This window comes from Roseovarius sp. MMSF_3350 (assembly GCF_030733425.1).
GTDB lineage: Bacteria > Pseudomonadota > Alphaproteobacteria > Rhodobacterales > Rhodobacteraceae > Roseovarius.
Genome location: NZ_JASHIZ010000006.1, coordinates 1 through 21,299, shown reverse-complemented (window position 1 = coordinate 21,299; position 21,299 = coordinate 1). Strand labels below are relative to the sequence as shown.

The 21,299-nt window shown below is 66.0% G+C and carries 24 protein-coding genes; 7 read left to right on the top strand and 17 right to left on the bottom strand.

From position 1 onward, the window contains the following. Positions 1-160 precede the first annotated feature (160 nt). Entirely contained in the window at positions 161-763 is a 603-nt protein-coding gene (locus RBB31_RS07455) for a DUF1236 domain-containing protein (RefSeq protein ID WP_306128652.1), read from the bottom strand. Between the two features lie 122 nt (positions 764-885). Beyond that, on the bottom strand, positions 886-1,812 hold the full coding sequence (locus RBB31_RS07450; protein ID WP_306128651.1) for a threonine/serine dehydratase: 927 nt from the start codon (positions 1,810-1,812) through the stop codon (positions 886-888). 88 nt (positions 1,813-1,900) lie between these two features. Between RBB31_RS07450 and RBB31_RS07445 the strand changes: the two genes are divergently transcribed. Beyond that, positions 1,901-2,719 (top strand): LOG family protein, encoded by an 819-nt coding sequence (locus tag RBB31_RS07445; RefSeq protein ID WP_306128650.1) that lies wholly within the window; start codon positions 1,901-1,903, stop codon positions 2,717-2,719. Between the two features lie 86 nt (positions 2,720-2,805). Here the strand turns inward: RBB31_RS07445 and RBB31_RS07440 are convergent, their stop codons facing one another. Then, the gene (locus tag RBB31_RS07440; RefSeq protein WP_306128649.1) at positions 2,806-3,345 is read right to left on the bottom strand and encodes an adenine phosphoribosyltransferase; all 540 of its coding nucleotides are present in this window, start codon (positions 3,343-3,345) and stop codon (positions 2,806-2,808) included. 189 nt (positions 3,346-3,534) lie between these two features. Here RBB31_RS07440 and RBB31_RS07435 point away from each other — a divergent pair, with 189 nt between their 5' ends. Next, complete coding sequence (locus RBB31_RS07435; RefSeq protein WP_306128648.1) at positions 3,535-3,702, top strand: hypothetical protein; 168 nt, start codon at positions 3,535-3,537, stop codon at positions 3,700-3,702. A 5-nt stretch (positions 3,703-3,707) separates the two neighbouring features. On the opposite strand, the gene RBB31_RS07430 is transcribed toward RBB31_RS07435, so the two are convergent. From RBB31_RS07430 to RBB31_RS07385, 10 genes are all read right to left on the bottom strand, one after another. Continuing rightward, entirely contained in the window at positions 3,708-4,181 is a 474-nt protein-coding gene (locus tag RBB31_RS07430) for a DUF2269 domain-containing protein (RefSeq protein WP_306128647.1), read from the bottom strand. A 2-nt stretch (positions 4,182-4,183) separates the two neighbouring features. Further along, positions 4,184-5,464, bottom strand: a complete 1,281-nt coding sequence (locus RBB31_RS07425; RefSeq protein WP_306128646.1) for a DoxX-like family protein — start codon at positions 5,462-5,464, stop codon at positions 4,184-4,186. After that, positions 5,461-6,087: a LysE family translocator gene (locus tag RBB31_RS07420; RefSeq protein ID WP_306128645.1), complete on the bottom strand. Its 627-nt coding sequence runs from the start codon at positions 6,085-6,087 to the stop codon at positions 5,461-5,463. Before RBB31_RS07420 ends, RBB31_RS07425 begins: the two co-directional genes overlap by 4 nt. 14 nt (positions 6,088-6,101) lie before the next feature. Next, a complete protein-coding gene (locus tag RBB31_RS07415; RefSeq protein WP_306128644.1) occupies positions 6,102-6,974 on the bottom strand; it encodes an S-methyl-5'-thioadenosine phosphorylase in 873 nt (290 codons plus the stop codon). A gap of 68 nt (positions 6,975-7,042) precedes the next feature. Beyond that, the gene (locus tag RBB31_RS07410) at positions 7,043-7,231 is read right to left on the bottom strand and encodes a hypothetical protein (RefSeq protein ID WP_306128643.1); all 189 of its coding nucleotides are present in this window, start codon (positions 7,229-7,231) and stop codon (positions 7,043-7,045) included. A gap of 301 nt (positions 7,232-7,532) precedes the next feature. Further along, entirely contained in the window at positions 7,533-9,773 is a 2,241-nt protein-coding gene (locus RBB31_RS07405) for a mechanosensitive ion channel domain-containing protein (RefSeq protein ID WP_306128642.1), read from the bottom strand. 97 nt (positions 9,774-9,870) lie between these two features. Beyond that, positions 9,871-10,284: a universal stress protein gene (locus tag RBB31_RS07400; RefSeq protein ID WP_306128641.1), complete on the bottom strand. Its 414-nt coding sequence runs from the start codon at positions 10,282-10,284 to the stop codon at positions 9,871-9,873. 64 nt (positions 10,285-10,348) lie between these two features. Continuing rightward, on the bottom strand, positions 10,349-11,530 hold the full coding sequence (rlmN, locus tag RBB31_RS07395; protein WP_306128640.1) for a 23S rRNA (adenine(2503)-C(2))-methyltransferase RlmN: 1,182 nt from the start codon (positions 11,528-11,530) through the stop codon (positions 10,349-10,351). Positions 11,531-11,681: 151 nt separating this feature from the next. Next, a complete protein-coding gene (rpsU, locus tag RBB31_RS07390; RefSeq protein WP_007818122.1) occupies positions 11,682-11,888 on the bottom strand; it encodes a 30S ribosomal protein S21 in 207 nt (68 codons plus the stop codon). Positions 11,889-12,008: 120 nt separating this feature from the next. After that, a complete protein-coding gene (locus RBB31_RS07385) occupies positions 12,009-13,238 on the bottom strand; it encodes a CAP domain-containing protein (protein WP_306128639.1) in 1,230 nt (409 codons plus the stop codon). A gap of 291 nt (positions 13,239-13,529) precedes the next feature. Between RBB31_RS07385 and RBB31_RS07380 the strand changes: the two genes are divergently transcribed. The 4 genes from RBB31_RS07380 (at position 13,530) to RBB31_RS07365 (ending at position 17,110) form a co-directional block, all read left to right on the top strand. After that, positions 13,530-14,219 (top strand): COQ9 family protein, encoded by a 690-nt coding sequence (locus tag RBB31_RS07380; RefSeq protein WP_306128638.1) that lies wholly within the window; start codon positions 13,530-13,532, stop codon positions 14,217-14,219. Between the two features lie 236 nt (positions 14,220-14,455). Next, the gene (locus RBB31_RS07375) at positions 14,456-15,439 is read left to right on the top strand and encodes an NAD(P)H-quinone oxidoreductase (RefSeq protein WP_306128637.1); all 984 of its coding nucleotides are present in this window, start codon (positions 14,456-14,458) and stop codon (positions 15,437-15,439) included. A 4-nt stretch (positions 15,440-15,443) separates the two neighbouring features. Continuing rightward, complete coding sequence (locus tag RBB31_RS07370; protein ID WP_306128636.1) at positions 15,444-16,562, top strand: exo-alpha-sialidase; 1,119 nt, start codon at positions 15,444-15,446, stop codon at positions 16,560-16,562. Then, entirely contained in the window at positions 16,559-17,110 is a 552-nt protein-coding gene (locus RBB31_RS07365; RefSeq protein WP_306128635.1) for a hypothetical protein, read from the top strand. Before RBB31_RS07370 ends, RBB31_RS07365 begins: the two co-directional genes overlap by 4 nt. Positions 17,111-17,674: 564 nt before the next feature. On the opposite strand, the gene RBB31_RS07360 is transcribed toward RBB31_RS07365, so the two are convergent. After that, entirely contained in the window at positions 17,675-18,304 is a 630-nt protein-coding gene (locus tag RBB31_RS07360; protein WP_306128634.1) for a ribonuclease T2, read from the bottom strand. Between the two features lie 131 nt (positions 18,305-18,435). On the opposite strand from RBB31_RS07360, the gene RBB31_RS07355 reads away from it, so the two are divergent. Next, positions 18,436-19,194, top strand: a complete 759-nt coding sequence (locus RBB31_RS07355; RefSeq protein ID WP_306128633.1) for a DUF1013 domain-containing protein — start codon at positions 18,436-18,438, stop codon at positions 19,192-19,194. 75 nt (positions 19,195-19,269) lie between these two features. Here the strand turns inward: RBB31_RS07355 and RBB31_RS07350 are convergent, their stop codons facing one another. The 3 genes from RBB31_RS07350 to RBB31_RS07340 form a co-directional block, all read right to left on the bottom strand. Continuing rightward, positions 19,270-20,169: a DMT family transporter gene (locus tag RBB31_RS07350; RefSeq protein ID WP_306128632.1), complete on the bottom strand. Its 900-nt coding sequence runs from the start codon at positions 20,167-20,169 to the stop codon at positions 19,270-19,272. A 112-nt stretch (positions 20,170-20,281) separates the two neighbouring features. Further along, on the bottom strand, positions 20,282-20,875 hold the full coding sequence (recR, locus tag RBB31_RS07345) for a recombination mediator RecR (RefSeq protein WP_306128631.1): 594 nt from the start codon (positions 20,873-20,875) through the stop codon (positions 20,282-20,284). Positions 20,876-20,891: 16 nt separating this feature from the next. After that, a complete protein-coding gene (locus RBB31_RS07340; RefSeq protein WP_057792999.1) occupies positions 20,892-21,236 on the bottom strand; it encodes a YbaB/EbfC family nucleoid-associated protein in 345 nt (114 codons plus the stop codon). Positions 21,237-21,299: the final 63 nt, after the last annotated feature.

Here is a 21,299-nt window from a genome sequence, read left to right as displayed (position 1 = left end):
CCGGTGCAGGTCGTGTTGTGCTGGAATGCCCTATACGGGCGGACGGGGAAGATCGCAATGCGACGCTGCCCCATGCTTTCGCGGCAGGTCCGGTTGCGTAGGCACGAAAAGGCGGGCGTCCAGGGAACGCCCGCCTGAGTGCACTGCTTTGAAAGAGGCGTTACCGCACCACGTAGACCACGCGGCGCTCCGCCGGCTCCACCAGAACCGGTACGCCATTCACATAGGCATAACGGTACTCGGTTTCGGGGACAGGTTGCAGGGACACGACTTCGGGGAGGGTCGCGCCGGTCACGATCTCGCCGTCAAGATAGATCGGGTCGACCGGGTTGTTGCGCACGTAGACCAGGGCGTTGTCCGCGGGGACAGACGGAGCGACGTAGGTATCGCCGACATAGGGGCTGATAGCGCCACCCGCCTGAACGGTGTCGGCTGCGCTGTATTCGTAGGTGACGGTGGGCACCTCGATCATGCTGCGGTTTTCGATCACGCGGACCGAACCGCCATCGGTGGATGCGGCAAGATAGTCGCCGTACGCCCAGCCCTGGGTGCCGTTATAGTTGACCTCGCACCACGAGCTTGCTTCGATGCAGCCTTGGATGCTGACGGCCCCCGCATTGGGGATGACGGCGATGACGGGTTGTGCCGGGCTGGGGCCGGCGCGCAGGTTCAGGTCGGTGACGGCGGTTGCATCGACATCGGCCAGTGCAGCGCCTGCGCCGAGGGTTCCTGCTAGGGTCAGGCTCAGAAGTTGGGTCTTCATGGGTGTTTCTCCTACTCACGTGTACCCGCCATGCGGACGGGGCGCCCGCTGGCATTCTGATGCTGCAACGCGCCGTGTCGAAGAGTGTTCCCGCCGCTGCGGCGGGTCCGGGAAATGCGGCGTCAATCCGCCGATAGGGGGTCCGGCGCGAGGTTTCCGCCGCAGATGAGGACCGCGATGCGCTCGCCTTTTTCGGGACGGTAGGCGCCGCTGGTCAGCGCCGCGAGCGCCGTGGCCCCGGCGGGTTCGACAAGCTGGCGGGCATCTTTCCAGAGCGCGTGCTGGGCGGCGGTGATGGCGTCGTCCGTGACGGTTACGGCGGTCACGTCCTGGGCCTGCGCAAGCTCGAGGCAGATCGACCCGATGCGCCGGGCGCCAAGCGCGTTGGCGGCCACGCCCGACACTTCGACATCGACACCCCTGCCCGCCTCGAGCCCCGCGTTCAGTGCGGCGCAGGTTTTCGGCTCGACCGCCACGACCTTGCGCCGCCCGTCGAGCCACGCGAGCGTACCCGCAATCAACCCGCCGCCACCCACGGCGATCAGCACCGTGTCGGCCTCCAGCCCTTGGTCCTCCCACTCGGCGATGCAGGTGCCCTGGCCCACCACGGTGCCGGGGACGTCATAGGCGTGGATCTGCATCGCGCCGGTTTCGGCCTCGTATTCGCGGGCGGCGTCCAGCGCGTTGGAATAGGCGCCCTCGACCACGTGCAGGTCCGCGCCCTGGTCGCGGATCAGGGCGATCTTGGCGGGGCCGGCCATTTCGGGCACATAGATGCGGGCGCGGTGGCCCAGTTTTGCGGCGGCAAAGGCGACCGCCGCGCCATGGTTGCCGCCCGAGGCCGCGACGATCCCTGCCTTGGGGACGTCCTGCGTCAGGAGGGTGTTGAACGCGCCGCGAGGTTTGAAGCTGCCGGTGTGCTGGGTGTGCTCCAGCTTGACCTCGATGGGGCGGTCGAGATCGAAGCCCGACACATTGGCAACCGGGGTGCGGCGCAGGTGCGGCGCAATGCGGAATTTCGCGGCTGCGATCTCGGTTTTCCAGTCCATTTCAACCCCTTTCGCACGCGCCCGTGGCTAGGCAAATCGTGCGGAACCCTATACGCCTGAGGAAACGAACCCAACAGGGAAGTGCAGGATGAAAGACGACCGCAATAGCCAGTTCCGGGACGCCGAGGCCGACCGCAGCACCGCCGCGCAGGTGCCCGACACGCCGCAGACCCGTGCGCCGGCGTATCGTCTGGCCTTTGCCGATGACGATTTCCTGTGCCGCGACGAGTTGCGCCCCGTGCGGTTGCAACTGGAATTGCTGAAGCCCGAGATGATCCTGAACGAGCGCGGGATCGAAAGCACGGTGGTGTTGTTCGGCGGGGCGCGCATTCCGCCACCTGCGTTGAAGGACACCGCCCGGACCGAGACGCTGGCGGGCCTGTCGCGGTTCTATGATGAGGCGCGAACGTTTGCCAAGATGCTGACCGAGAAGTCCATGCAGAGCTATGGCCGCGAGTTTGTCGTGGCCACGGGTGGCGGGCCGGGCGTGATGGAGGCGGGCAACCGCGGGGCGGCGGATGCGGGCGGCACGTCGATTGGGCTGAATATCGTGCTGCCGCACGAGCAGGCGCCGAACGAGTACGTGACGCCCGGACTGTGCTTCAACTTCCATTACTTCGCCATCCGCAAGATGCATTTCCTGATGCGGGCCAAGGCGATCTGTTGCTTCCCCGGCGGGTTCGGCACGCTGGACGAGATGTTCGAGGCGCTGACCCTGATCCAGACGGACCGGATGAAGCGGGTGCCCTTCCTGCTGTTCGGCGAGGAGTTCTGGCGCCGCATCATCAACTGGGAGGCCCTGGCGGATGCAGGCACGATCAGCGCCGAAGACCTTGACCTCTTTCAGTTCGTCGAGAGCGCCGAGGAGGCGGTGAAGATCATCGACGATTGGTACGCGGAGCTTTAAAGCGTTTCCGGGAAACATTGAATCGCTTTTCGCTGCCTTTTCAAACGCAAAAAGCGATGCATGATTCAGACTGACCCGGAAACGCTCTAGTCGCCTTCAAAGGCGCAGAGGGCGTGGACATCCATGCCGAGCGCTTCGAGCCGGGCGCGGCCGCCGATATCCGGCAGGTCGATGACGAAGGCGCAGCCGACGATCTCTCCGCCCAGCCGCTCGATCAGCCGGATGCCGGCCTCGGCGGTGCCGCCGGTGGCCAGAAGGTCATCGACCAGCAAGACCTTCTCGCCGGGGGTGATGGCGTCGTCGTGGATCTCGACGATCGCTTCGCCATATTCCAGCAGGTATTCCTCGGAAATCACCTTGCCGGGCAGCTTGCCCTTCTTGCGGATGGGCACGAACCCCTTGGCCAGCTGGTGCGCCACCGCGCCGCCAAGGATGAAGCCGCGCGCCTCGAGCCCCGCGACCTTGTCGATCTCCATGCCCGCATAGGGGTGCAGGAGCTGGTCCACCGCCAGCCGCAGCCCGCGCGGGTCGGCGAATAGCGTGGTGACATCGCGGAACATGATGCCTTCATGCGGGAAGTCGACGATGGTGCGGATGTAATCCTTGACCGTTTTCGCGTTGGGCATGGCGGGGTCTCCGGTTGGGCCTGTCCGCCTTGTCGTTTGGCGCAACTGGCGCAAAATCGCAAGGTTTGGCTGAGATAGGCGGGGTTTCGGCGTGCAAGGAGTTGAAATGCAAGAGGGTTTGCCAAGGCTGCATATGCTTTGTATATACCTTGGTAAGCCGGTGACGGAAAACGCAAATCAGGAGCTCGCGTGGCCAAGAGTGACGACAAGAAAGCCGGGAAGAAAGACAGCCAGCTGATCCTGCGGCTGAACAAGAACGACCGCGACACGTTCATCGAGCTTTGCAAGGAGATGGACACCAGCGCCGCACGGGAAATTCGCGGGTTCATCCGGAAATTCATCAAGAAGAACGGCTGATACGTCTACCAGAGCGCGGGTTTCGTGACCATCAGCCAGAAGACGCATGTCAGCGCCGCGAAGGCGGGCCAGCCGAGGGCGAACCAGATGCGGTAGGCGCGGTGCGCGGCCGATGGCAGGGGCGCGTCGGTGCGCAGCGCGTCGGCGGCGAGGTCGCGGATGCGGATTTGCAGACGCACCACGGGCGCCCAGCAGAGGAAAGCCAGAAGGTAGAGCGCATAGGTTGCCAGCAGCCACGGCGCGAACGGGTCGAATCCTGCCATGAGGGTGAGGGCAAGGCCGGTGAGCGGTTGAACGATTCCGGCGGGGGTGGTGAAAAGCCAGTCGGCCACCACAACGCCAGAGGCGACGGAGTGGATGGTCTGCACGCTCCCGGTGCGCATCGCCCAGACCATCTGGAACGCGGTGCCGATGCCGGTGCCGAAGAGGACGGTGGAACTGAGGATATGGAGCCATTTGGTGATCAGGTACGGATCCATGTCTACCGCTCGTCTTCGAGGATGAAGTGGATCGCGATGAGCGCGAGGATGGGCAGGTTCTTGAGCAGACCGCCCAAGGGTAGAAGCCAGAGGCCGGGGGCAAGGATCGTGAAGGCAAGGGTGTAGGCCCCCACCAGCCCGGCTTGAAGCGCGGCGACAAGGCGGGGGCGCCAGCCGCGAAAGAGCGCGGCGGCAAGGGCGAGGTCGAGCAGGCCGCCCAGGCGGGCCATTGCGACAAGCGCCGTATCGGGCAGGGCCGTGTCCGGGATCAGGGGCAGAAAGTCGGCCCGTGGCAGGAAGAGGCCCAATAGGCCGGAGGCCAGCCACAGAAGGCCCAGAACGATGCGCAGGAACGGGCGGGCGAGGTAGAGCCGGGCGTGCCAGAGATCTTGTGTGCCGGCGGGACGCGCGGCGAGAAAGGTGGAAAAGCCGCGCGGTTTCTCCGGCAGGGTCTCGGTCAGCTTGGCATGGTCGGCCAGGATGCCGTTCTGGAGTTGTGCGACGGAGGTGGCGGAGATGGGGCCGAGGCGCATGAGATCCCCGACGCGCCCCATCCAGCCAGCCAGCTTGACAGGCAGGCGTAGCAGGCGTGCAGGGGGCAGGCCGAACCAGGCGCGCAAGAATTGCAGCATCCCGGCCTGGGTCACCGTCTCGGGTCCGCCGATGTCGTGCGGGCCGGGGCCGGGGGGATGGTGCAGAAGGTGATCGACGGCGCGGGCAAGGTCGGCGGCGTGGATCGGGTTGAAGACCTGCTGGCCGTCGCCGACGACCGGGGTGACAAGCGGCAGGGCCGCCAGAGCGCGGGCGAGAGAGGAGCCGCCATAAGAGGTCTCGCCCAGAACAAGCCCGACGCGGAGGATGGTAACGTTATGATCCAAGGCGATTTTCTCGCCCGCGTGGCGAAAGCGGGCGAAGTCGGTGTCCGATCCGTCGATGCCCACGGCGGAGATCAGCAGGGCCTGTGCGTCGGGACACGCGGAATAGAGGGCCTCGGGGGCGGTGACCTGCACGGCTGTATAGATAGCTTGGGGCGCGTCGAGGACGCCGGCGCTGTTGACGATGTGGGTGACGCTGGTGAGGTGGTTGCGCCAGAAGGCGGGGTCGTGGGCCCGGGGGTCGGTGAGATCGACCTGCAACGTGCTGAAACCCATGTGTTTCAGGCGCGCGGTGCGGCGGGCGCAGGCGAGCACGTGCCAGCCCGCGTCGCGCAGGCCGAAGGCGAGATGGCGGCCGATGAAGCCATCGGCCCCGAGGACAAGGACGGTGCCGGGCGCGGCGCTCACGCGGTGCGGCGCAGGGCGGCTGTCATGACGCCCATGCCCACGAGCGCTGCGCCGCCGCCGCGGGTGAGCCAGGTGATGACCGAGGGGCGCCCGATGGTCTGGCGCAGGCGGTCGGCCAGAAGCGCATAGGCCAGCGCGTTGAGCCAGGCGAGACCGACGAAGGTGGCGATGAGGATGGCGAATTGTGGCGCCAAGGCCTTGTCGACGCTTACAAATTGCGGGACGAAGGCGATGAAGAAGGCGATGGACTTGGGGTTCAGCGCGGTGACGGCGGCGGCGTGCCAGAAGACGCCGCTGGTGGGTTTGGCGCCGGTTGCGACCTGGCCCAGCCCGGCGCTGGAGGCGCTGCGCAGGAGCTTGATGCCGAGATAGACCAGATACGCCGCGCCGATCCATTTCAGCACGGTAAAGAGCGTGGCCGAGGCCAGCACCAATGCGCCGAGCCCCAGAAGAGACGCGGTCATCGCCACGAGATCGCCCAGGGCGACGCCGGTGGCCGAGGCGACGGCGATTCGCTTGCCCTGACTGAGGGCGTAGGACAGGACCAGCAAGACGGTCGGTCCGGGGATCAGCAGGAGCGCGATTGTCGCCGCGACGAAGGTCAGCCACAGGTCTAGAGGCATGAAGTTAAGCCTTTCTAAAGAACGCGGCCCGCGACCGCGTCGAGGCGGGACACGAGGGCGGGATCGCGGGCATCGGGTGCGGTGAGGATGGCGTGTTCGAGGGCGCGGTCGCAGCCATGGGCGCAGGCGCCGCGGTCCTCGGAGCCCAGCAGATCGGGCAGACGGGCGACCATGTCGCGGGCCTTGTCGGCGTTGCCCAGAAGCGTGGCGATGATCTGCGTGACGTCGACCTCTCCGTGGTCGGGATGCCAGCTGTCGTAATCGGTGATCATGGCCACCGAGGCGTAGCAAAGCTCGGCCTCGCGGGCGAGCTTGGCCTCGGGCATGTTGGTCATGCCGATGACGTCGGCGCCCCAGCTTTCGCGGTACATTTTCGATTCCGCCAGCGTGCTGAATTGGGGGCCTTCCATGGCGAGGTAGGTGCCGCTGTCATGCACTGTCACGCCGGCCGCGCGGGCGGCTTCGGCGCAAGCCGCGCCAAGGCGGAGACAGGTTGGATGGGCCACGCTGACATGGGCGACGCAGCCATGACCGAAAAAGGAGTTCTCGCGGGCGACGGTGCGGTCAATGAATTGATCCACAATGACAAAATCGCCCGGTGCCATCTCTTCGCGGAAGGAGCCGCAGGCGGAGACGCTAATGATGTCGGTCGCGCCCAGACGCTTGAGCGCGTCGATATTGGCGCGGTAAGGCACCGTCGAGGGGCTGTGCACATGGCCGCGCCCGTGACGGGGCAGAAAGGCCATGTATGTGTCGCCCAGCATCCCCGTCAGGATCTGGTCGGAGGGCGCGCCCCATGGCGTGTCCACCGTGACCCATTCAGGGTATTGCAGGCCGTCGATCTGATAGAGGCCGGAGCCACCGATCACGCCGAGATAGGATGTCATGGATGTCCTTTCCGCTTTGCCACAGCGAATACCGTGCGGCGCGGAAATTCAACCCTGTAACGGCGGTATCAGGCGGCGGCGCCCAGCGTGCAGAGATCGCCACGGCCGGTTAGCGAGGTGACCATCGGGCCCTGCTCGGTGTCGCGGATGGCAAAGCCGTAGCCGCGCAGCCGGAATTTCCATTCCCGGTCCGAGACGCAGCGGAGGCGTTCGCGCATGACGAAATCGCGGATGTCGTTCTTGGTTTCAAGTCCCATCGTTTCCTACCCTTCCACAAATAGGTTGATGAAACGGGGATAATTCTGCGAAGTGGCGACAATCGTCCCGAAATGTGGCGCGGAAAAGATTTCTGCAAATTGCCGACAGATTGGTTAACCGCCGCCCCGATCACCGAAATCGCGCGTCGGTATCGCGTCGGTATTTAGGTGGTATCGCGACGGTGCCGTTTTCGCAGGTTTGCCGGGTTAACGGACCGCACGGTGCCGCCCGGAGAATGCGCAAGTTTCCGGAACATTTTCTGCTTAAATAACGCCGGGCATGGCGGGTGCGCCGACCCCGTCAGGTGTCGGGGTCGTCTTTCATGTCGAGATGGGGATCGGGGGTCTTCTTGGTGTCCTTCGCCGGCGGCTGGTCGGACGTTTCGGCGGGTTTGGTGTCGACCGTCTGATGTTCCAGCCGCAGGTGGGTGGCGGCTCCGACCTTGTCCTCGCCGAAATAGACGGTCTGGTGCGGGAAGGGGATCTCGATCCCGCGTTCGTCCATGATCCGCTTGCAGATCTCGTTATAGGCACGGCCGATGCCCCATTGCGTGCCCGGCACGGTCTTGATCCGGGCACGCAGCACCACGGCGCTGTCGCCCAGCGACTGCACCCCGAACCATTCGAACTCGCCGGTGATGTTTTCGCCGGCCTCGGTCGTGCACAGTTCCTCGAAGGCGTCGACCATGGCCTCTTTGCCCTCGTTGACGTTCTCGCGGTAGGCGATGCCCACATCCGCGACGAAGTAGGAATAGTCGCGCACGTAGTTCGAAACCATGTCCACGGAGGAGAACGGGATCACGTGGACCACGGCGTGCAGGTCGCGAAGGGTGACAGAGCGGATGGTCAGTTTCTCGACCGTGCCGGTGGTGCCGCCCAGCGTGACGACGTCGCCCACGTTGATGGCGTTCTCGAACTGGATGAAGATGCCGGTGATGATGTCCTGCACCATCTTTTGCGCACCGAAACCGATGGCGAGGCCCAGCACACCGGCCGACGCGATGAGCGGCGCGATATCGACGCCAAGCTCGGCCAAAACGAACATCAGGATGATGACCATGAGCGCGATGGTCGCCGCATTGCGCAGAAGCGTCAGTAGCGTGATCTCGCGCGAGGTGGGGGCGGTGCCGAACTCGGGGTTGAGGCGATAGTCGACCCAGGACACCAGCGCCAGCCACAGGATCGCGCCGGTCAGCAGGATGAACGCGATGCTGACGATGGCGCCGGCGGCCCGGACCCCGAACTCGCTGCGCATGAAGCCGGAGATGTCCCAGAGGCCGATGGCATCGAGCGCGAAGGCCAGCACGCCGATCACGATGAAGATGCGCACGACCTGGATCACGCGACCCAGAAGCGAGTTTATGCGCGGCTCGAGCGTCGGCATGCGGCTGCTGACGTTCAGCGGCATGTGCATTCCGCGCGACGCGAAGCGCGAGAGCCCGCCGGAGAGCAGGATGCCCAGCACGATGATGCCGACCACCTGTGCCGAGTTCAGCAGCAGCGGCAGGATCAGCCCATCGGGCCGGGCGGCCACGATCACTGCGAGGCCGGCGAGGTAGAGCAGCACGGGAATGTACCAGTTGCGCGCGATGAAGCGCAGGGCGCTGGGCCGCTCTTCGGGGGTGGGGCCGAGGATCCAGCCGGTGACCTCCTTGCGTGAGCGGACCACCAGGATGGCGGCCATGGCGATGGCGACGAAGGCAAGAAGGGTCGAGATGCCCCGCCCGGCGGCGTAGGAGGCCTGCCGGTTGACGATGGGCACGATCAGTAGCTGGCCGTAGCCGATGACCGAGGCGATGTTGCTGAACCATGCCGACATGCGCCGGGCGGCCTTGTCGGAGATCGCGATGAAGCGCAACTCGTGCGTGGTGGGCGACAGGACGGCACGGATGGCCACCTTGGCCAGTCCGACGATGAGAAATGCGTTGAGATAAAGCGTCTGACGCAGGCCTATGACGCCCGTTTCGCCGTAGAAGTAGAGCGCGGCGAGATAGCCCAGCCCCCAGGCGGCGAGGACCACCAGCACGTCGATGAGGGTGGTGGCGATGACCACGGCAAGCGTTCGCACGAAGCCCCAGTCATGGGCTTTGTCGCCCATGCGCCGATAGATCAGCCGCGCCCCGGCGCGCAGCAGAAGGTAGGCGGCGACGGTGACCGCTATGACGAGGGCCAGCGCCTGAAGCGCCTCCCACAGCACGTCGAGATTGCCGCCATCCAGCGCCATGAGCGTGTTGGGCAGGGCGATGACCGCGCCGAAGGCGGCACCGATGGAATTGGCAGCGGTCTCGAAGAAGGACTTGGTGAAGTCGGCCAGCTGGCGCCCGACGGAGGTGTCTTCCTCCGGGTCGACGACCTCGTTCGTGGTGGTCTCCGCGGCGCCGCGCAGCGACTGGATCAGCGCCTCGCGGGCCTCGGGATTTTCGAGAAGATCGATAAGTTGCTGCGCCTCGGCGGAGGGCACGTCGGCCTCCTGTGCGCTGGCCGGCGCCAGGAAAACCAGGCCGAGCGCGGCCACGAACAGGATACGGGTCAGAAGAAACATCGATCGTCCAGTGCTGGTCTTTGGTTTGTCAGACACTTAGCACTGTCATCCCTGACCGCAACCTTGAGCTTGCCGGGGCGTTTGCGCGCGCGCGAGATCAGGCGCGCACGACAAACACCGAGCATTCGGCGTGGGTGACGACGTGGCTGGCGGTGGTGCCCAGCAGGTAATCCTGCACCTTGGGGTTGGCCGAGTTCATGACGATGACGTCGACCTTGCGCTCGCAGGCCAGCCTGACGATCTGGCGGTGCACCGCGCCCTTGCGCACGATGGTCTCGACCTCCACGCCCTCGGCGGGGTTGTCTTTGACGAACTTCGCCAGTTGCTGGGACCAGTAGGCCTCGGAGTCGCGGATGTTGAGATTCCGCTCCATTTCGGGGGCGACGGTGGCCACGATGAGCCTGGCATTGCGGCGCCGGGCCATCGCGACGGCCTCGTCATAGGCGTTGGTGTTGGTTTCGACATGGCGCAGGTTGACGGGGCAGAGAAGCAGTTCGACATCGCGGGCCATATTGGTATTCCAGTCTTTTGGGGGTGTGCGAGCGGTCGGCGGGCAGGCGGGGTGGAACCCCGCCCTACAGGCCGGCCTCGGCCTCGATCTCGCGGCGGGGCTTGCGCTGGCGTTCGGTGGCGGATTTGAGCTGGCCGCAGGCGGCCATGATGTCCTCGCCCCTTGGCGTGCGGATGGGCGAGGCGTAGCCGGCCTTGTAGATGATGTCGGCGAATTTCTCGATCCGGTCCCAGTCGGAGCGCTGGTGCGGGGCGCCGGGCCATTCGTTGAACGGGATCAGGTTGATCTTGGCCGGGATGCCCTTGATCAGGTTCACGAGGCGGCGGGCGTCCGCGTCACTGTCGTTGACGTCCTTGAGCATGACGTACTCAAACGTTATCCGCTCGGAATTGCTGGCCTTGGGATAGGCGCGCAGAGCGTCCAGAAGGGCGGCGATGTTCCATTTGCGGTTGATCGGCACCAGCCTGTCGCGCACTTCGTCGGTGGTGGCGTGGAAGCTGACGGCCAACATGCAGCCGATTTCCTGCGCGGTCTTGTGAATTTCGGGCACGATGCCGGAGGTGGACAGCGTGATGCGGCGGCGGGAAAGCGCGATGCCTTCGCCGTCCATCGCGATTTTCATGGCGTCGCGGACATTGTCGAAATTGTAGAGCGGCTCGCCCATACCCATCAGCACGATATTCGACAAAAGGCGCGGGCCGTCCGTGCCCATGCCGACGCCGGGCTTGGGCCATTCGTCCAGATCGTCGCGCGCCAGCATGACCTGGCCGATGATCTCGCCGGCCGTGAGGTTGCGCACCAGTTTCTGCGTACCGGTATGGCAGAAGGAGCAGGTGAGGGTGCAGCCGACCTGGGAGGAGATGCAGAGCGTGCCGCGGTCTTCCTCGGGGATATAGACGGTTTCGACCTCGTGGCCGCCGGCGATTCGCACCAGGTACTTGCGGGTGCCGTCGGCGCTGACCTGGCGGTCGACGATCTCGGGGATCTCGATGACGAATTTCTCGGCCAGCTCGGCGCGGTAGGCCTTGGAGAGGTTGGTCATGGCGGCGAAGTCGCGCACGCCCCACTGGTAGATCCACTGCCAGATCTGGTTCACGCGCATCTTGGCCTGCTTTTCCGGGGTGCCGTGGGCGACGAGCGTGTCGCGCAGGGCTTCGCGGGTGAGGCCGACAAGGTTGATCGGTCCCTCGGGCAGCTTGCGGGGGATGGTCAGGACATCCTGGGTGATGGGCGCAGAATCGGTCATCGGCTAGATCTCAACGGGTTCGGGTTGCGCCATCATATAGGCGCGGGCGGCTGATTCCAAAACGGGGGAGTGCCCCCTGAAATAAAGACAAACCCCCGAAGCGGGTGCCCGGGGGTCGTCATGACAATGCGTGTGGCCTTGGCGGCGAGTCTCAGAGGAGACCTTCGCGCTGGGCCTTCTTGCGTGCGAGTTTGCGGGCGCGGCGGATAGCCTCGGCCTTTTCGCGCGCTTTTTTCTCGGACGGCTTCTCGAAATGTTGCCGAAGCTTCATCTCGCGAAAAACGCCCTCACGCTGCAGTTTCTTTTTCAGGGCACGAAGCGCCTGATCGACATTGTTGTCGCGAACACTGACCTGCATGTGGTTGTCACCACCTTTCTAGGTTGAAGTTGCATAAGTGCAGGAAGTGGCCGTCTAGCAAACCGCGGCGCGCTTGTCCAGCCTTCAGGCGGGGGGGCGGGCCCGGATCCTGCGCAAGGCTCAGAAGATGAAGTCGCCCGATTGCAGGTCGTCGAGCGAGACATCGTGGAGCGTCATCGTGTTGCCGTCGAGGTCGTCAATGACGGTCGCGCTGCCGGACTGGTAGATATGGCCGCCGTTCATGAGGTCCCAGTAGCTGGTGATCGCGGCGGTCTCGCTAAGGTCGATCCGTTCCCTGGCCAGCGACGGATCGAAATCGAGTACGTCGTCATCGCCGGACGTGAACACGAAGACGTCCTCGCCGCCGCCACCGAGCAGAACATCGTTGCCGGCCTCGCCGATGAGCTTGTCCTTGCCGTTGCCACCGTCGAGCAGGTCGTTCCCGGCCCCGCCGAGCAGCGTGTCCTTGGCCGACCCCCTGCCGCCGTAGATCATGTCGTCGCCCGCCCCGCCGCGCAGGCGGTCCTTGCCGGAGCCGCCGTCGAGCGAGTCGTCGCCCGACCCGCCCGAGAGCGTGTCGTTGCCGGATGCCCCGATCAGCGTGTCATTACCAACGCCCCCCTTCACCATGTCGGCGTCCTTGCCCGCGTCGAGCATGTCGTTGCCCATCCCGCCATTCACCTCGTCATCACCGTCATGCGCATAGACCGTGTCGGCGCCGTCGCCCGCGTCGATTTCGTCTGCGCCGCCTTCGCCGCGCAGGGTGTCGTCGCCGCCCAGGCCGATGAGCGTGTCGTTCCCGACGCCGCCTTCGAGGCGGTTGTCGGAGCCGGTTCCGATCAGTTCGGCGTCCGGACCGTTTTCATCCGGCGGCGGCGGGTCGTTAGCGACCACGTCGAGCTGCAGCGGCGCGCTGGTGCGGGCGAAGACCTGGGTGACATAGACGGCCTCGTAGCCGCGGTTGAAGCCGGTCTCGATGCCGAGGCCGATCACCTCGAAGTCGGGATTGAGAATGTTGGCGCGGTGGCCCGGGCTGTTCATCAGGCCGTTGTGCAGGTCCACCACGTCGTCCGAGAGGCCCGGTGCGCCGCGCTCGGATTGCCAGGCAATGTTCTCGCCCCAGGTCCAGTTGCCGGAAAAGACGAAACCCGCGTCGCGCATCCGGTCGCCGGGATTGGAGTTGTCGACCCCGGTGTGGCTGAAGATCAGGGTGTCGTCCATCCAGGCGCTGTGATCCTCGCTGGCCTCGTTCAGGCGCAGTTCAAGCGTGAGGGGCGCGAGGCCGCGCGACGTGCGCTCGGCATTGATGAGGTCGAGCATCTGGCGTTCGTAACTGTCGGCGACGGACATCGTTGTAACCCTGTAGTTGTGATCGGCGCGCCGTATGTCGACCGACGCAGCAAACAGCGCAAGCAAATGCGGGCGCGGCGATATTTCCGGCAAAAAAGTGCAGAAATTGGGCGTCAAGCTGGCGATAATTTGCGCGCGGGCGCCCGCCGCGGGTGGAACGACGCGACGTCGTGACAGATTCGCGTTTCGCAACCGGGGGCCACCCGGGCAAATGTTCCCTGGTCGCGACCGTGTCCGCCAGGGCGATTGCGCGTTGTTGCCGAGGAGCGATCGCCGCCCTACATTCAGCGCATGACCGAGCGTTCATCAGATACCAAGGCGCGGCTTCTGGAGAGCATCAAGCCGCATGTTCCCTTCGACGGATGGAGCGAGGCGAGCCTGCGTGCCGCCGCCGAGGATGCCGGCATTTCGCGCAGCCTGGTGAAAGCGGCCTGTCCGCGCGGTGCCGTCGACCTCGCGCTGGCTTATCACGAGGAAGGCGACTCCGCGATGCTGGCGCGGCTGGAGGCTGCGGAGCTGGACCAGATGCGGTTTCGCGACAAGGTGGCCGCGGCGGTGCGGTTTCGGCTGGAGGTCGTGGAGGACAAGGAACTGGTGCGCCGGGGCGTGACGCTGTTTGCGCTGCCGCATCACGCGATGGACGGGGCCGGGGCGATCTGGGGCACTTGCGACAAGATCTGGGATGCGCTGGGCGATACCTCGGATGACGTCAACTGGTACACGAAGCGGGCGACCCTGTCGGGGGTCTATTCGTCCACGGTGCTTTATTGGCTGGGGGATGAAAGTGAAGGACACGCGCGAACCTGGGCGTTTCTGGACCGGCGGATCGAGGACGTGATGCGGATCGAGAACGTCAAGGCAAAGGCGCGCGAGAACCGCCTGGTGAGCGGGTTGATGGCCGGGCCGCTGTCGGTGTTCTCGAAGATCCGCAAGCCGGCGCCGGGACGGACCGGCGGGTTGCCGGGGCGCTGGACGCGGTAGCGGGTTTTTCGTTTGTGGGAGTGGTGGGTTGTCGCCCACCGGGGCTGTGGGTTGTCACCCACCCTACCCGGTGCGGGCGGGCGGCGCGCCCGGTGGCACCCGCGGGAGCCTCCGGCAGGGATATTTTTGGCCAGAGGAAAAGGTGGGGCCTTGGGGTCTTCGGAGCGGTGCTTGCGGGCGCCGTTTGTTGCTTTTTCCGGGGGGGCTGGTACGACGGGGCGACGGGGGGAAAGGTGATGCCGGACAGGATGAAGGTTATCGAGATCACCGCGCCGGGCGGGCCGGAGGTGCTGGCGCTGGCCGAGCGGGAGTGGCCGGAGCCCGGGCATGGCGAGGTGGTGATCCGGGTGGCCTATGCCGGGGTGAACCGGCCCGATGCGTTGCAGCGGGCGGGGATGTACGATCCGCCGCCGGGGGCGAGCGAGTTGCCGGGGCTGGAAGTGTCGGGCGAGATCGCGGCGCTCGGGCCGGGCGTGACCGGCTGGCGGGTGGGGGACCGGGTCTGTGCGCTGGTGCCGGGCGGCGGGTATGCCGAAGCCGTGGTGACGGACGCCGCGCATTGCCTGCCGGTGCCCGGGAGCATGGGGATGGACCGGGCGGCCTGTCTGCCGGAGACGTTCTTTACCGTGTGGACCAATGTGTTTGGCCGGGGGCGGTTGCAGGCCGGCGAGCGCTTTCTTGTGCAGGGCGGGTCGAGCGGGATCGGGACCGTGGCGATTCAGCTTGCGGCGGCGCGGGGCGCGCGGGTGTTCGCGACGGCGGGGTCGGACGAGAAATGCCAAGTGTGCGAGGAATTGGGCGCGGAGCGGGCGTTCAACTATCGCGAGGTGGATTTCGTGGAGGAGATGCGGGTGCGCGGGGGCGCCGATCTGATCCTGGACATGGTGGGTGGAAATTACCTGCCCCGCAACATCGCGGCGCTGGCGGACGAGGGACGGTTGGTGCAGATCGCGTTTCTGCAGGGGCCGGAGGTGGATATGGACTTTACCCAGGTCATGACGCGGCGGCTGACCATTACCGGCTCGACGCTGCGGCCGCAGAGCGGGCTGGCAAAGGCGCGGATCGCGGAGGATTTGCGGCGGGAGGTCTGGCCCTTGCTGGACGCCGGGCGCGTGGGGCCGGTGATGGATTCGGAGTTTCCGCTGGAGGAGGCCGCGAAGGCGCATGCGCGGATGGAGACGAGCGCGCATATCGGCAAGATCGTTTTGAAGGTGGGCTGAGGCGATGGGTGCGGCGCAGGTGGTCATCCTTTGCCTGATGGCGCTGAGCATCGGCCTGAGCGCCTGGGCGGTGGCGCGCGACGTGCCGCCGGTCTGGCGCTTTGCCGTGCCGGAGAGGGTGCCGGAGACGGGTGTGCCGCGGTTCGAGACGGTGTTCGCGTACGATGTCGCGGCAGGCCAGGCGCATTCGGCGTCGGTGGTTGTGACCGGGGACGGGTTCGACGTGTTGTGGTTCGAGGGCTCGCAGGAGGCGCAGGCGGATGTGGATATACATGGCGCCGCGGTCCGGCGCGGGCCGGAGGGCTGGCAGGTGGCCGGGCGGGATGTGCGGATCACGCGGGGGGCGCTGGGCGAGGCGATGGAGCCGGCTCAGCTGGTGGTGACGCTGGGCAACACGGTTGAGAACGAGCGCGTCCCGGGCCGTGTGTTCGCCACGGTGGTGTCGGTCGGAGGCTGGGCCATGGCCTCGGTCGCGGATGTGGAGATGGGGGCGGGCGGGCCTGTGGCCGCGCGGAAGCTGAACCTGTCGCCGTTTCTGAACCGGTCGCACCTGGTGAAGGCGCCGATGGTGGCGTTTGCCGACGGGAGCGTGGGGCTGCCGGCTTATTTCGAGATGGGAGCGGCGCATGGGGTGCTGGTGCGGTTCGGACCGGGTGGCCGGGTGCGGGATACGGCGCGGATGGCGGGCGAGGGTCAGCCGATTCAGCCGATGATCGTGCCCTTGGGCGAGGACCGGGCGGTGGCGTGGCTGCGGGATTTCGCGCCCTCGGGGAAGCTGTTGGTGAGCCATACGGAAAATGGCGGCAGGACGTGGTCTGAGGTGGTGCCCTCGGACATGCCGAACCCGAGCGCGCCGGTGGCGGCGCTGGCGTTGGGCGGTGGACGGATCCTTATGGCGGCCAATGACGATCCGGATGGTGGCGACCGGCTGCGGTTGCTCTTGTCCGAGGATGAAGGGGACAACTGGCGGGTTCTGCGGGAGCTGGCGCCGAACGGGGCGGGGGCGCGGTATCCGATGTTGCGGCGGCTGGAGGGCGGCGAGATCGCGCTGGCCTATTCGGTCGGGAACAAGACGGGGGTGCGGGCGCATGTGCTGAACGGTGCCTGGGTGGCGGCGCAATGAGCGGCGTCGGGGCGACTTTGGGCGTGGCGGTGGTGCTGGGCTGGGTGGTGTTCGCGCTGAGCGGGCTGGTGCTGTCGTCCTCGCTGGCCGCCGGGCTGGCGCTGGTGGCCGCGGTTCTGGTTGGCGTCTTGTGGCGCGATACCGTGGCGGTGAATGGCGCGGTGGCGGTGCTGGCGCCGTTCGGGGTGATGCTGCCGGCGCTGGCGCTGCGGCATGTGGCGGTGTCGGTTGGTTGGGACGTGCCGGGGTTTTCGGGCGTGGAGATCGCGGTGTTCCTGTGTGCCTACGTGGCGTTCCTGGCTTGTGCGTTCGGGGTGATCCCGGTGGATGTGTACCGGGTCGGCTATGCGCCGGTGCCGGTGGCGGGGATGGTGCTGGCGGTGTGCCTTTTTGCGCTGGTGACGGGGAACTGGTTTCTGGCGGGGGTGGCCGTTCTGGGCCAGTTGGCGTGGGTCATGGGCTGGGGCAGCAGCAACTGGTTCGACATGGTGCTGCATGTGCTGCTGGCGCCGGTGGCGGCGGTGGTGCTGGTGCTGCGGGTGTTTTGAGTGGGTGGTCGCGGGGTCGTTTCGCAGGTGAGCTTTGGACGCTAAAGACAAAGGTGGTTTCGAGCCCGACATTGGGTTTGAACATCGAGCCGGTTAACAGCTGCGAAGCGCCCGGCCATCGTCAGCCCTCCCACGGGCTGGCGATATGGCGGGGGCTGGGCGCAACGATCGTTCCGAGGATGTCTTTGGCAGGCATAAAGTGCTTCTTAGTTGCCGTCGGATCGCCACCCAAGGGGCTGACGCTCGCCTCCGTCATGAACGGCAGCAAGGTCCGCAAAACGAACGTCCGAGGCGAAGCACCCCGCGCGGAATCCAGGTGCAGCTTGCTGCACCGCCGCGCATCGCCGGGCCGTCCCCCGGCACGGCGATTGGCTGGTGACGTGCCACGCTCTCGGGTTGGATGTGCCTGGCAGGCATAAATTGCCCATCACCATCGTCGGTTCGCCGCACCACGGCCCGTTGATGCGCGTCTCCTCACCGTCAGAAAATGACGTCCGCTACGTCCGCAATTCGGTCTTTTACGCGGTGTCAAAGGTCGCAGGCGCAGAGGCGCGTGGCAGGCGCCTAGCGAATCGGATCGAACAGCGCGTCGTCCAGCGTGCAGTCGCGGATCACGTCGCGGCCGCAGGGGACCGGGGAGAGGTCGCGGGAAAGGCAGATGCGGGCCTCCTGGATGCGGCCCGCGCGGCAGGTAATGGTGATGCCGTCGGGCTCGAGCGTGGGGTTGGCCTTGAGGAACGCTTCTTCGACCACGGAGGCAGGGAGCTTGACCGGGTTTTTCAGTTTGCGAAAGACCTCCGGCCTCGTGATGCGGTCGTAGGCCTCTCGTGACAGGGCGTAATAGGCGGGGGCGGAGAGGCCCGAGCAGGTGCCGTGTTTCTTCCACTGGTACCATGCGAGGCCGGAGGTGCCCATGATGTCGGCCATGGCGTTCGTCATGGCGCGGGACGGCGGGCGTTCGGGCGACTGGCAATGTTCGGGCCAGCCCCGGTGGTATTGCGGCCAGAGGCCGTGCAGGATCCAGCCATGGTCACGCGCCGCGTCGCATTGGGGCGAGGCGCGGTCGTCGCCCTCGAGCGCGCACCAGGTGGGCGACCAGCTGAGCGACAGGACGTAATAGTCGAAGTCGTCCGGGCGGTCGGTGTCGGCGCGGGCCAAGGTGGCAAGGAAAAGCAGGGCGAAAAGCGCGCGCATGTTCGCTCTTTCTTTTTGTGTTCGGGGCTACTATATACCCGCCAAGTTCCCCGACAACGAGAACCCGTCCCGGCCCCCGGGACCGCCGTTTCAGGCGAGGGGAAAGATATGCGTGAAGGAGCCTTTGAGAAATGTCGAAACCGTTGATGGCCAAGGCCACCGCCGTCTGGCTGGTGGACAACACCACGATCAGCTTCAAGCAGATTGCCGATTTCGTCGGGATGCACGAGCTGGAGATCCAGGGGATCGCCGATGGCGACGTGGCCGCCGGGGTGAAGGGGTTCGACCCCGTCGCCAACAACCAGCTGACGCAGGACGATATCGACAAGGCGGAAAAGGACCCGCTGCACAGGCTGAAGCTGAAGTTCAACGCCGCCGCCGTGGGCGAGGAGAAACGCCGCGGGCCGCGTTATACCCCGCTGTCGAAGCGGCAGGACCGGCCGAACGCGATCCTGTGGCTGGTGAAATTCCATCCCGAGCTGGCCGATGCGCAGATCGCCAGGCTGGTGGGCACCACCAAGCCGACGATTCAGACGATTCGCGAGCGCACCCACTGGAACATCTCGAACATGCAGCCGATCGACCCGGTGGCGCTGGGCCTGTGCAAGCAGACAGAGCTGGATGCCGCCGTGCAGAAGGCTGCCGCGAAGAAGGCCAAGGAAGGCCAGGCGATGGACGATGACGAGCGCCGCAAGCTGCTGTCGACCGAGCAGAGCCTGGAATCGGATGTCGAGCCGCGGATGCCGACGGCCATCGAGGGGCTGGAGACGTTCAGCCTGGGCGGGGACGACACGGAGAAGGCGGAACCGGAGAAGGAATACGACGCCGAGAGCTTCTTCAACCTGCCGGACGATGACGGTGAGGATGACGAGGACGACGACAAGGCGTAAGGCCTGTCGGACCTCGCGACAGATTGGAACCGCGCCCCGGATCGGGCGCGGTTTTTTCTTGGGCGGCGCGCGTGATCAGGGGACGGGTGCGGGGCGCGAGATGGCCAACAGGCCCGCGCCGACGATGCACGCAATGCCGAGCGACGAGAGCGCGTCGGGGCGTTCGGTGAAGATGAGCCAGCCCCAGAGCGCCGAGAACCCGACATAGGTGAAGTCGAACGTGCCGATCACGGCAGGCGGTCCGTTCTGGTAGGCATAGGCGGCGCCGATGCTGCCGATCAGGATGGCGGTGGCGAGCACCGCGATGGTGCGCCAGTCGGCGGCGTCGAGCGTTGTCCATGCTGCCGTGAAGGGCGCGGGCGTGCCCGTCGGGGCCGGCAGGAGGGCGAAGGCGAAGCCGCCCGCCAGGATGAAGGCGACGTTCAATACCGCCGAAAGCATCAGCGGGTGCTCGCCTCGGCAGCGCGTTCCGGTCATCAGCATGGCGACGGCATAGAGTATGGCCGCGAGCAGAGGCAGGAGCGCGTAGGCCGAAAGGCCCGAGGGTGTAGGCTTGATGATCAGGAGCACGCCGGCAAAGCCGATCGCCACGGCGAGCCAATGGCGCGGGGCGATGGCGCTGCGGGTGGCCAGCGCGCCGAAAAGCGTGATGAAGAGCGGCGAGGTGTAATAGCCCGCCGCCGCGACCGACAGCGGCACATGCGGCAGGGCGGCATAGTAGGTGACCCACATCGCGACGAGGACCAGGCTGCGCAGGCCGGTCCAGCCGGGGTGGCGCAGGGCGAAGGCGGGACGCGCGAAGAGCGCCATGAAGGCCAGCAGTACGGGCAGCACGAGGGCCGAGCGCAGGATGAACATCTGCCAGAGCGAGATCGCGCCAGACGAGAGCTTGATGAGCGCGTCGCCGAGCGCCAGGGCCGCCACCGCGAAGGTGATGATGAGGATGGCGCGGGCGGTGTTGTTCGGGGATGTCATGTTGGGGGGCGTGGGCTTTCACGCCCATCGGAGTGGTGGATTGTCACCCACCAAAGTGGTGGGTTCTCACCCACCCTACGGGGTGTTGCGGACAGGTCGAGTCAGCAGCGGATCAGAGTGCCTTGCGGGCGTTGAGGGCGGCGGTGATGGTGCCGTCGTCGAGATAATCGAGCTCGCCGCCGATGGGGACGCCTTGCGCCAGCGAGGTGAGGGTGACGCGGTCCTCGAGCTGGTCGGCGATGTAATGGGCCGTGGTCTGGCCGTCGACGGTGGCGGCCAGCGCCAGGATGACCTCGCTGACGTTTTCCCTCTCGATGCGGTCCACGAGTTGGGGGATGCGGAGCTGTTCCGGGCCGACCTGGTCGAGCGCAGAAAGCGTGCCGCCGAGCACGTGGTAGCGGCCCTTGAAGACGCCCGCGCGTTCCATCGCCCAGAGGTCGGCCACGTCCTCGACCACGCAGATCATGCCGTTGGCGCGTTTCGCCGACAGGCAGATATCGCAGGTCTCGGTGGTGCCGACATTGCCGCAGACGATGCATTCGCGGGCCGTGAGGGCGACCTGGCCCATGAGGTCCGCAAGCGGCGACAGCAGAAGCTCGCGCTTGCGGATCATGTGCAGCACCGCGCGGCGGGCCGAGCGCGGGCCCAGGCCCGGCAGCTTGGCCATCATCTCGATCAGGGCGTCGATGTCGCGGGTGGAGTTCATGAGCGCGGGGGGCGCCTCAGAACGGCAGCTTCATGCCTTCGGGCAGGCCCATGCCCTCGGTCAGCTTGCCCATCTCCTCCTGCGCCTTTTCCGAGGCCTTGGCCTGGGCGTCCTTGATGGCGGCGAGGATCAGGTCCTCGACCACTTCCTTGTCGTCGGAGTTGAAGATCGAGGGGTCGATGTCGAGGCTTTTCAGCTCGCCCTTGGCGGAGCAGACGGCCTTGACCAGGCCCGCGCCGGATTCGCCGGTGACGGTGATGTTGTGCATCTCTTCCTGAAGCTCGGCCATCTTGGTCTGCATTTCCTGCGCGGCCTTCATCATTTTGCTCATGTCGCCAAGCTGGCCTAATCCTTTGAACATCGTTCTCTCCCGGGGTTTGAAGGGTGTTGGGACATAGATACGGGCCGTGGGGGTGGTCGGCAA

Coding starts and splice junctions, on each gene's coding strand:
- RBB31_RS07455 (WP_306128652.1), bottom strand. CDS start 763: ATGAAGACCCAACTTCTGAGCCTGACCCTAGCAGGAACCCTCGGCGCA.
- RBB31_RS07450 (WP_306128651.1), bottom strand. CDS start 1,812: ATGGACTGGAAAACCGAGATCGCAGCCGCGAAATTCCGCATTGCGCCG.
- RBB31_RS07445 (WP_306128650.1), top strand. CDS start 1,901: ATGAAAGACGACCGCAATAGCCAGTTCCGGGACGCCGAGGCCGACCGC.
- RBB31_RS07440 (WP_306128649.1), bottom strand. CDS start 3,345: ATGCCCAACGCGAAAACGGTCAAGGATTACATCCGCACCATCGTCGAC.
- RBB31_RS07430 (WP_306128647.1), bottom strand. CDS start 4,181: ATGGATCCGTACCTGATCACCAAATGGCTCCATATCCTCAGTTCCACC.
- RBB31_RS07420 (WP_306128645.1), bottom strand. CDS start 6,087: ATGCCTCTAGACCTGTGGCTGACCTTCGTCGCGGCGACAATCGCGCTC.
- RBB31_RS07415 (WP_306128644.1), bottom strand. CDS start 6,974: ATGACATCCTATCTCGGCGTGATCGGTGGCTCCGGCCTCTATCAGATC.
- RBB31_RS07410 (WP_306128643.1), bottom strand. CDS start 7,231: ATGGGACTTGAAACCAAGAACGACATCCGCGATTTCGTCATGCGCGAA.
- RBB31_RS07405 (WP_306128642.1), bottom strand. CDS start 9,773: ATGTTTCTTCTGACCCGTATCCTGTTCGTGGCCGCGCTCGGCCTGGTT.
- RBB31_RS07400 (WP_306128641.1), bottom strand. CDS start 10,284: ATGGCCCGCGATGTCGAACTGCTTCTCTGCCCCGTCAACCTGCGCCAT.
- rlmN (WP_306128640.1), bottom strand. CDS start 11,530: ATGACCGATTCTGCGCCCATCACCCAGGATGTCCTGACCATCCCCCGC.
- rpsU (WP_007818122.1), bottom strand. CDS start 11,888: ATGCAGGTCAGTGTTCGCGACAACAATGTCGATCAGGCGCTTCGTGCC.
- RBB31_RS07385 (WP_306128639.1), bottom strand. CDS start 13,238: ATGTCCGTCGCCGACAGTTACGAACGCCAGATGCTCGACCTCATCAAT.
- RBB31_RS07380 (WP_306128638.1), top strand. CDS start 13,530: ATGACCGAGCGTTCATCAGATACCAAGGCGCGGCTTCTGGAGAGCATC.
- RBB31_RS07375 (WP_306128637.1), top strand. CDS start 14,456: ATGCCGGACAGGATGAAGGTTATCGAGATCACCGCGCCGGGCGGGCCG.
- RBB31_RS07370 (WP_306128636.1), top strand. CDS start 15,444: ATGGGTGCGGCGCAGGTGGTCATCCTTTGCCTGATGGCGCTGAGCATC.
- RBB31_RS07365 (WP_306128635.1), top strand. CDS start 16,559: ATGAGCGGCGTCGGGGCGACTTTGGGCGTGGCGGTGGTGCTGGGCTGG.
- RBB31_RS07360 (WP_306128634.1), bottom strand. CDS start 18,304: ATGCGCGCGCTTTTCGCCCTGCTTTTCCTTGCCACCTTGGCCCGCGCC.
- RBB31_RS07355 (WP_306128633.1), top strand. CDS start 18,436: ATGTCGAAACCGTTGATGGCCAAGGCCACCGCCGTCTGGCTGGTGGAC.
- RBB31_RS07350 (WP_306128632.1), bottom strand. CDS start 20,169: ATGACATCCCCGAACAACACCGCCCGCGCCATCCTCATCATCACCTTC.
- recR (WP_306128631.1), bottom strand. CDS start 20,875: ATGAACTCCACCCGCGACATCGACGCCCTGATCGAGATGATGGCCAAG.
- RBB31_RS07340 (WP_057792999.1), bottom strand. CDS start 21,236: ATGTTCAAAGGATTAGGCCAGCTTGGCGACATGAGCAAAATGATGAAG.